Annotated in this window: 9 protein-coding genes and 2 pseudogenes; 6 read left to right on the top strand and 5 right to left on the bottom strand. The window is 62.7% G+C overall.

Going from position 1 to position 8,861, the window contains the following annotated elements:
* Positions 1 to 204: 204 nt before the first annotated feature.
* From ACE3S9_RS10325 to cowN, 5 genes and pseudogenes are all read left to right on the top strand, one after another.
* Positions 205 to 852, top strand: a pseudogene (locus ACE3S9_RS10325) (MFS transporter); the annotation flags it as partial.
* A gap of 139 nt (positions 853 to 991) precedes the next feature.
* Entirely contained in the window at positions 992 to 1,471 is a 480-nt protein-coding gene (locus ACE3S9_RS10320; RefSeq protein WP_374546373.1) for an MFS transporter, read from the top strand.
* A gap of 93 nt (positions 1,472 to 1,564) precedes the next feature.
* Positions 1,565 to 2,452, top strand: a pseudogene (fusA, locus tag ACE3S9_RS10315) (elongation factor G); the annotation flags it as partial.
* A 127-nt stretch (positions 2,453 to 2,579) separates the two neighbouring features.
* Complete coding sequence (locus tag ACE3S9_RS10310) at positions 2,580 to 3,332, top strand: PAS domain-containing transcriptional regulator (RefSeq protein ID WP_374546372.1); 753 nt, start codon at positions 2,580 to 2,582, stop codon at positions 3,330 to 3,332.
* 118 nt (positions 3,333 to 3,450) lie between these two features.
* The gene (cowN, locus tag ACE3S9_RS10305) at positions 3,451 to 3,777 is read left to right on the top strand and encodes a N(2)-fixation sustaining protein CowN (RefSeq protein ID WP_374546371.1); all 327 of its coding nucleotides are present in this window, start codon (positions 3,451 to 3,453) and stop codon (positions 3,775 to 3,777) included.
* Between the two features lie 25 nt (positions 3,778 to 3,802).
* On the opposite strand, the gene ACE3S9_RS10300 is transcribed toward cowN, so the two are convergent.
* The gene (locus tag ACE3S9_RS10300; protein WP_374546370.1) at positions 3,803 to 6,031 is read right to left on the bottom strand and encodes a transglycosylase domain-containing protein; all 2,229 of its coding nucleotides are present in this window, start codon (positions 6,029 to 6,031) and stop codon (positions 3,803 to 3,805) included.
* A 170-nt stretch (positions 6,032 to 6,201) separates the two neighbouring features.
* On the opposite strand from ACE3S9_RS10300, the gene ACE3S9_RS10295 reads away from it, so the two are divergent.
* Positions 6,202 to 6,741: a YcgN family cysteine cluster protein gene (locus ACE3S9_RS10295; RefSeq protein WP_374546369.1), complete on the top strand. Its 540-nt coding sequence runs from the start codon at positions 6,202 to 6,204 to the stop codon at positions 6,739 to 6,741.
* 234 nt (positions 6,742 to 6,975) lie between these two features.
* On the opposite strand, the gene ACE3S9_RS10290 is transcribed toward ACE3S9_RS10295, so the two are convergent.
* From ACE3S9_RS10290 to ACE3S9_RS10275, 4 genes are all read right to left on the bottom strand, one after another.
* Entirely contained in the window at positions 6,976 to 7,191 is a 216-nt protein-coding gene (locus tag ACE3S9_RS10290) for a hypothetical protein (RefSeq protein ID WP_374546368.1), read from the bottom strand.
* Positions 7,192 to 7,266: 75 nt separating this feature from the next.
* Positions 7,267 to 7,551, bottom strand: a complete 285-nt coding sequence (rpsU, locus tag ACE3S9_RS10285) for a 30S ribosomal protein S21 (protein ID WP_374546367.1) — start codon at positions 7,549 to 7,551, stop codon at positions 7,267 to 7,269.
* Between the two features lie 292 nt (positions 7,552 to 7,843).
* The gene (locus ACE3S9_RS10280; protein ID WP_374546366.1) at positions 7,844 to 8,056 is read right to left on the bottom strand and encodes a cold-shock protein; all 213 of its coding nucleotides are present in this window, start codon (positions 8,054 to 8,056) and stop codon (positions 7,844 to 7,846) included.
* A gap of 523 nt (positions 8,057 to 8,579) precedes the next feature.
* Positions 8,580 to 8,861 (bottom strand): LssY C-terminal domain-containing protein (locus ACE3S9_RS10275; protein WP_374546365.1); only part of this gene is annotated, 282 nt, incomplete at its 5' end.

Here is an 8,861-nt window from a genome sequence, read left to right as displayed (position 1 = left end):
TCCAAATCGACGTAACTGAAAAGCTGCCCCGACCGCCCGTCCGACCCGCGCATCCTGATGCTCCCCCTCATATCGAAGCGAATCACGAACCAGACTTAAGCGAAAGGGTTTTTCAGCAGCCTGTTAGCCGCTCAGGCCCTATCGACAGAAAGTTCGCCGCGGCGCCGCATTCGACAGCGCGGACGATGCGAGGCAGGATGGCGGATGCGAAACCAGGCGGCTCTCGATCGGCTCAATTTTCTGCTCGCCGATGTCCAGGGCGGCGTCGGGCCGTTTCTCGCGATCTATCTCTGGTCCAGCCAGGGATGGGACGCGACGCGCGTCGGCCTGGTCATGACCATCGGAGGCATTGCGACGGTCGCGGCGCGCGGGCCTGCCGGCGCATTCGTTGATTCGACCGTCTGGAAGCGCGGCCTGATCGCGTTCGCCGCCGGCCTCGTCGCGGTGGGCGTGTGCGTTCTCGCGCTCTTTCCGTCATTCCGGCCGGTGGCGGGCGCGCAGACGATCATCGGAATTTGCGACGCGGCTTTTCCTCCGGCGGTTGCGGCGATCAGCCTGGGCAGCGTCGGACGTCAGGCTTTCACGAAGCGCGTCGGCCGCAACGAAGCCTTCAGCCATACCGGAAACGTGGTCGCCGCCCTTGCCGCGGGTCTCGCCGGCTATTGGATCGCGCCCGTGGCGGTGCTTTGGCTGGCGGTCGTTTTCGCGCTGCTGAGCGTCGGCGCGGCGCTGTCGGTTGACGCCGGCGCCATCGACCACGCCCTGGCGCGCGGTCTGGACGAAGGCGCCGACGCCGACCATGGCCGGGCGCGCCCGAGCGCCCTGAGCATGATCTTCGATTCACGGCCCCTGCTGGTTTTCACGGCCGCGATCACTTTGTTCCATTTCGCTAACGCCGCCATGCTGCCCCTCGTCGGAGCGGCTCAGCCAGGATCACAAGGACGCCGGCTCGCTGTTCATTGCGGCCTGTATCATCGCCGCGCAGGCCGTCATGATCCCGATGGCGACGCTCGTCGGGACCAAAGCCGATTCGTGGGGGCGGAAGCCGCTTTTTCTTGTCGGCTTCGCGGTCCTGCCGATTCGGGGCGTTCTCTATACCCTGTGGGACGATCCCTCTTATCTCCTGTCGATCCAATTGCTGGACGGCGTCGGCGCCGGGATTTTCGGCGCGTTGTTCTTTATCGTCATCTCCGACCTGACCGAGGGAACCGGCCACTACAATCTCGCGCTCGGCGCGGCTGCGACCGCCTGGGGCGCGGGCGCGGCGCTCAGCAATGCGGTCGCCGGCTTCATCGTCGATCGAGCCGGATTCGACGCGGCGTTCCTGTTTCTCGCGGGTGTCGCATCGCTCGCCTTCCTGCTGTTCTGGCTCGCCGTGCCCGAAACCGGCGGCAAGAGAGGTCCGTCCGGAGGCGGCGGTCAGGACGCAGCGCAGCGCGTCCCGACCGTTCCAGCTCGGCGCGGCCCATGACAGGGATGGTCTCGTTGGGTGTTGTTTGAGACCTTCTGGACTGAAAGCTTTGATTTCGCGCTATCAATTTATCGGGCGCATTTCTCTGGCGACGTTCAAGAGGCTATTATGTTTATTCGATTTCTCATCGAGATCGCGATTAAGCCGAGGTCCAGCGCAGATGCGGAGAAGCTCGCGTCCGCGTTGAACAAGATGATGGCTGAAGACCGGTCGCTTGGCGTCGAAGTCGACCAAAAGTCGGGCAACGCCGTCCTGAAAGGCTCCAGCGAGCTTCACCTCGACGAAACAGTCGGCATTTTGCGCCGCTCGTACGAGGTCGACTTCAAAATCGGCTCTCCCCAGGTGGCTTATCGTGAGACGCTGACCAGGAAGGTCGAGATTGAATATACGCACAAGCATGCTGGCCAGTTTGCCCGGGTGAGGATCGTCTTCGAGCCGAACGAAGCTGACGGCGGCAATGTCTTCGAAAGCCGAATCGCCTGCGGCGCGATGCCCGACGCTTTCATTCGCGGCGTTGACAAAGGTATCCAAAGCGCCGCTGAGTCAGGCGCTATCGCGGGTTTCCCGGTGGTCGATCTGAAGGCGACCCTGATCGACGGCGTCTTCCATGACGTCGATTCCTCGGCGATGGCTTTCGAAATCGCCTCGCGCGCCGCCGCCCGCGAGGCGCTCAAGAATGGCGCCTCGGTTTTGATCGAGCCCATCATGGAAGTCGAGGTCGTGACGCCGCGGGACTATTTGGGGTCGGTCATCGGCGATCTGAACCTGCGCCGGGGCCAGATCCAGAGCCAATACACGCGTGACGACGCTGTAGCCATCGATGCGTTGGTCCCGCTCGTCAATATGTTCGGCTATGCGAACCATTTACGCGCATTTAGCCAGGGCCGCGCGACTTACGCGATGCAATTCAGCCGTTATGCTCCGGTTCCGCGGCCGAGCGACGACAGGCCCTTCCCTCCGGCCGCGGCCATGCGGGCGTGAGGCGCGGCCGTCAGCAACGCGGTCGCCGGTATCGTCGTGGACCGACGGTCCGCTTGACAAAGGGGGCTTTGGTCCATTCGATTGGCCGGCGCCCGTGCGAGGCGCCTCCCCGCCGAACGCGACGCCCATGACCGAAAGTTCAGATAATGCCGAAGCCCGCCCGAACGCGGCGGCGTTGTCGTTCGAATATCGCTTGCAGCATCTGCCCGTCGGGGTCGTCACGCTGGACGAGGGACGGCGCATCGTCGCCGCGAACGACCTCGCGCGCGAATTCCTGTTCCGCCAGGATCGCGATTTTCTCGGCAAGGACATCGTGGAATTTCATCCGCCTGCGGCGCGCGGGCGGATCGGCTGGCTCATCGAAAGCGCCGGGACGGCCGCCAACCGGTCGGCGTCAATGATCATCGCGACGCGGATGGGCAATATGGTCGCGCTCGCCACGCTGCTGGAAGCAAATGCGCAGCCGGGAAGCCCACATTGCTGCCTGCTGTTCTTCATGGTCGAAACGCCGGGCGAACCCGTCAAACCGCCGCCGGAAAAGCACTTGTTGAAACTGCCGATCGAGCAGGGCCGCAATGGCATGATCGCGCTCGTCGACGTCGGCGAGATCATCGCGCTGCGGTCGCAGGGCCATTACGCCTCCGCCCTGATGGCGGAAACGACGGCGTTTTGTCCGCGCGCGTTATCCGTGCTGGAAAAACGGCTCGATCCCGCCGCTTTCCTTCGCGTTCACCGCGCCTGGCTCGTCAATATCAATCACATTCGCGCCGCCGAGCGGGTGGATGGCGCGTGGTGGCTGATCCTCAACGACAAGGCCCGGACGCGCGCGCCGATCAGCAGGCAGAAAGTCGCGGCCATTCGTCGCCTTCTCGCGGTGTGACGCCATTCGTGCAACGCTGATGCCGTTCATGCGCGCCGCTCGCGGCTGGAGCGCGAAGCATTGCGGGCGGGCCGGCCTCTCCGCGAAATGCTCCCACATTCCATTGCGGGAGCAATCCATGACTGAAAATGCAACGACTCCGTCCGCTGAGTGCGCCCCGGCGGCGCCTGATCGTTACGTCAGCTTTCTCGACATCGATTTCGAAGGAAATATGGCGACCGTGCTTCGCCACCTGCGGCGTTATGTCGACGATCCGCGCACGGCCAACGCCTTCTGGGACCGTTTCAAAATGCGGCTCGACCAGATCGAGCGGGGCAGCGGCGCCATTTCCGACAAGCTCCTCCTCCTGCACTCCCATGTCTATTACATGGTCGAGCTGTTCGAAGATCACGACGACGAACGCGCGCTGCGCGATCTCAAGAAACTCGAAGAGGAATGTTTCTGAGCCCGCTGCGCTCGGTGCCGCCGGTTCAGCGCAGATCGACGAGCGCGCTCGGCCGCCGCGCGAATGCGATGGCTGGCTCGGCGGCGGCGTAACGGGATGGGCGCGTTAGATCGAGCGCGCCATGCTTTTCGGCCGAGGATTTCATTAGATTCTCGATCGAGCCCAAAGCCTCCGACGATTTCTTCGATAATTGCTCGCGGACCTTCAGCATCTGGCCGCCGTCGGAATTGGTGAGCTGCACGATCGGACCCTGTTCGGCTGTCAGGCCCTGGCCGGGCAGGGGTTTCAGATCGACGCCGCTATGGGCGAATTGCATGATGTCGTGCCAGGTCGCGGCGGGCAGCGTGCCGCCGGTCATTTTCTCCATCGGGGTGTCATCGTCATTGCCGTACCACACCACGCCGACGAAATTGCCGGTATAGCCGCAGAACCACGCGTCCTTGTATTCGTTGGTGGTGCCGGTCTTGCCGGCGACCTGCACGCCGTCGAGCTGGGCGCGGCGGCCGGTGCCCTGCTGCACCACCTGAGTCATCATGAAGACGAGATCATTGATGTTGCGCGGGTCGATCACCTGTTGCGGCTGTTCGCCATCGCGGTCGTGATTATAGACCAGATCGCCGCGGCTGTTGAAAATCTCCAGCGCGGCATAGGGATGGATCCGCTTGCCCCCGTTCGCAAAGGCCGCATAGGCGGTGGCCTGATCCATCGGGCTGACCTCGTCGGCGCCGAGCGGCAGCGACTGGGTGTCGGGCAAAGGCGCTGTGACGCCGAGCCGGCGCGCGGTGGCGATGATGCGGGCGCGGCCCTTCTTGGCGTCGCCGTCGCCAATCGCAATGGACAGCCGCACCGCCACGGTGTTCAGCGAATGGGCGAGCGCGTTCCACATCGGCATCGAGCCGCTATAGGAGCCGCCGTAATTTTTCGGGCACCAATTGCCGAGGCAGATCGGCGCGTCCACCACCGTGGTCTGCGGCGTGAATTTGCCGCTCATCAAGGCGGTCAGATAGACATAGGGCTTGAAGGACGAGCCCGGCTGGCGCTGGGCGTCGGTGGCGCGGTTGAACTGGCTCGCGCCGTAATCACGGCCGCCAACCAGCGCCCTCACGGCGCCGAGCGGCTCCAGCACGATGCTGGCGCCCTGTTTGGCGTGGAAGCTCGCGCCGCTCTCGCGCAGCATTTCGTCGATGGTGGTTTCGGCCTTTTTCTGCAAGGCCGAATCGAGCGCGGTGCGCACGGTGAAGACGCGATCCTTGCCGAGCTTGCCGGAATCGGCCAGCGTCTTGATCTCGTTGAAGGCCCAGTCAAGATACCAGTCGGGCGTCGAGGCCTCGGCGCCGCGATCGACCGGCGAGGCCGGGTTGCGCTGGGCGTCAGAGATCTGGTTCTCGCGCAGATAGCCGGCGACGACCATATTGTTCAGCACGTCATTGGCGCGGGCGCGCGCGGCCGGCAGATTGACGTGCGGCGCGAATTTGGTCGGCGCCTTGAACAGGCCGGCGAGCATGGCGGCTTGCGCCAGGGTGACATCCTTGACCGAGCGGCCGAAATAGAATTGCGAGGCGGCCTGAATGCCGAATGTGCCGCCGCCCATATAGGCGCGGTCGAGATAGAGCTGCAGGATCTGCTTCTTGGTCAGGTGCGATTCGAGCCAGAAGGCCAGAAAGGCCTCGTTGATCTTGCGGGTAATGGTGCGCTCGTTCGACAGGAACAGGTTCTTCGCCAATTGCTGCGTGAGGGTCGAACCGCCCTGCACCACGCCGGAGGAGCGGGCGTTGACGGTGAGCGCGCGGCCAAGGCCGATCGGGTCCACGCCCCAATGGTCGTAAAAGCGGCGATCCTCGGTCGCGAGCACGGCCTGCACGACATAATCCGGATATTGGTCGAGCGTCACCGCGTCGTCGTGCAGAATGCCGCGCCGGCCGACCTCCTTGCCGTAACGGTCCTGGAAGGTGATGGCGAGATCGGTCTTTTTCAGCCAGTCGCCAGAAGCGGTGAGACGGAAAGCCGGCTGCGCCAGCACGACCAGAATCAGCCCGCCGAAAACAGACAAGGTAAGGCCCTCGCAGGCGATCTCGACCGCGACGCGCGTCGCGCCACGGGCGTGGAAACGCTCGGTGAAGCCGGCGAATTTGCGCCAAAGCTCGGCCGTGTCGACGCTCAGCGTGTAAAACGCGCTGTCGATCCAGGAATCGAATCCGAGCAGCGCATTGCGCAGGAAGACGAACCAGCGCGCTTTACGGAAATCATAGGCCAAGACGCTTGCCGCTCCGTTCGGTTCGTTGCTCGGGTCTTATACTCGGGCGCGTCGCGCGTCGCCGGACCGGATGGCTTTCGCGCGCCGACGTCGTTAACATTGTCTTAATGCGATCGCCCTTCAAGCGCAAAGCCGGCGCCATCGCGAATTGCGCCAATTTGAAACAGGTCATGACCAGTCAGAACAAAGACAAGGCCGTTCACGCCGCCCCGCAGCCATTCTGGCGCGGTCGCGCGCTGACGGATTTTTCCAAGGCGGAATGGGAAAGCCTGTGCGACGGCTGCGGACGCTGCTGTCTGGTCAAGCTTGAGGATGAGGACACTGGCGAAATTCATTTCACCGATGTCGGCTGCCGGCTGCTCGATCCCGAAACGGCGCGCTGTTCCGACTACGGACATCGCTCACGGCGGGTGCGCGACTGCATCCGCCTGACGCCCGAAAGCGCCGTCGGCCTGAGCTGGCTGCCGCCGACCTGCGCCTATCGCCTGCTGGCCCATGGCGAGGATTTGCCGGATTGGCACCCGCTGGTCAGCGGCCGGCGCGAGAGCGTGGCCGAGGCCGGGATTTCGGTGCGTGGGCGGGTGGCCGCGCTGGAAACCGAGCTGACGGTCGACGAATTGCTCGACCACATCGTCGCCTGGCCGGCCAAGGTTCCCAAGGCGGCGAAAAAACGCGCCGCCGTCGGGAAAGGCCGGAAAGCGAAAGCTTAACCGTATATTGCCCGTTTACCGAGCCTTAAGGCCCGAAACGGGATTGCGCGATCAGGAGGGGACCAAGACCGGAACGAATCACTGAATTGTGGATTTTTAGGTTTTGTTCTTTCTTTCAATGATTTATTGCCGGACGTGCTCGGCGCGGCGTCCCGATGCGGGATTGGCGGAATTTTGTCGGAACGAAACGGGCGCGAATCGGCGCCCGAAGCCTGTTGCCGGTCCGTTCATGTCTCACGAGCGCCGCACGATTTTGATCGCCGCCATTGGGCGGCCCGAGCGCTCGGCGATTTCCCGATCTTGCGTTTCGAGAAAAGCCCGCGCCGGTTCGTCGCCGTCGAGGCCGCCAAGAATTTCCCTCGGAACGCGTCGGTTCGAACGTACGGCGTCGTCTTCGTAAATGACGTCGAACAAGACGAATTCGCTCTTTGAGCTCGGTTTGCGCGCCATATTTTCACACTTTCGCATCGCCGCAGCGTTCCGTATCGATGACTGTATCGATACGGAACGCTGCGCGTTTCAATGTCAGGAAGATGGATTCGCCGCGGCAAAGGCCGGCGCCGCGGGTCTTTGCGGAGCGCGCGGGGCCTTGCGCTTGGGCTTCGGAAGCAGACCTTCGTGCTGCGCTTTTTTTCGCGCAAGCTTGCGCGCCCGCCGAACGGCTTCGGCGCTTTCCCGCGCGCGTTTTTCGGAGGGCTTTTCGTAAGCGCGGCGCTGCTTCATTTCGCGAAAGAGACCTTCGCGCTGCATTTTCTTTTTCAGCACGCGAAGCGCCTGCTCAACATTATTGTCGCGAACCAATACTTGCATGAATGATCCAATCTTATTGCATTCGATGGGCGCGCCGCCGGCCCGATGGCGGCGACGCTGGAAAAGCCGGGGCGCGGGCTTACTTGCGAGCGGGTGTCAGCAGCGGCTCGATCGCGACATGCTCGATCGCCTGTTCGAACGTCCGCCGCTCATGGCGGTCAGCGATGGCCTGGGCCTTTTTCCGTAAATGGAAACGAAAAAAGCCTCGGGTGTCGCCCGAGGCTTCTCGATCTCGCGCCGCGTCGCGCCAATACATCCGTGGAACGATGGCGCGCTTGCGAGAAAAAACGGTTCATTCCACCGTTTGCAGGCGCGAGGCGGAAGATTTGCCGGTGCGGCGGTCGGCGACCACCTCGTAGCTGATCTTCTGGCCTTCCCTCAGGCCGGAAAGTCCCGCCTGTTCGACTGCGCTGATGTGAACGAAAACATCCGTGCCGCCGTCATCCGGCTGGATGAAGCCAAAGCCCTTTTGGCCATTGAACCATTTAACAGTGCCGGTAGCCATGCGTTGACGCTCCTTTAAGCAGGCCTGAATTTAGCTCATCGTTGGAAATGAGCCTTTCTTATCGATGTTTTTTAGAGGAGGTCGTCATCTGCGTTTGAAACGCACAGCGAAATCATCAGCCTAAAAGTTCGATTTCGCCAAAATAGGCGGTAGCAATGGCGAAAACAAGGCTAAAATATCATCGTTGTTTAGTTCCAAGTGATTTGCTGTGGGCAGCGGCTCATCAATACGGCTGAGTTCATGCGAACGCTATAGATCTTTGCGGCCCGAACTCGCTGCTTGCGGCGAGCGGCAATAGCGCAAATTCGATCGGACGTCAGACAGCCGTCGCCCCCGACTTGCCCCATACGGCGTCGCGTCAACGATTCATTGCCGCGCCGCCGCCACGCAACGCGCCAAAATGGGATTGGCGGAATTTTGCCGGAACGAAACAAGCGCGAATCGGCGCCCGCAGCCTGTTGCCGGTCCGTTCGCCATGTGGGCCGGGGCGACGGCGCGGGCTCGCCTTTCCCAAGAGGGTCGTTCAACCCGCCGGTGGCGTCAGCTCAGCCACTGCAACGATTCCGTCGGTCACGTAGCGGTTGACTCGTCCGGTCGCCAGCCGTTCGCTCGGACGGTAAGATCGGACATTGGCGATGACGCAACAACGCTGAAGCTGTTCGATGATGACGTCGCGCTCCTCATTGGTGTCCGCATCCGTCGCGTGGGTGATCTGGAAGCTCAGGCGGGTCAGCGAAAAGCCCGTGTCCTTGGTGCCGGCGCCGATCCAGAGCACGCATTCGTCTTCGGATGGTCGACGTGTGTC

Origin of the sequence: Rhodoblastus sp., from assembly GCF_041915505.1 — a bacterium.
Lineage (GTDB): Bacteria > Pseudomonadota > Alphaproteobacteria > Rhizobiales > Beijerinckiaceae > Rhodoblastus.
Note: the sequence above shows the minus strand (reverse complement) of the source record. Positions and strands in the feature narration are given on the sequence as shown.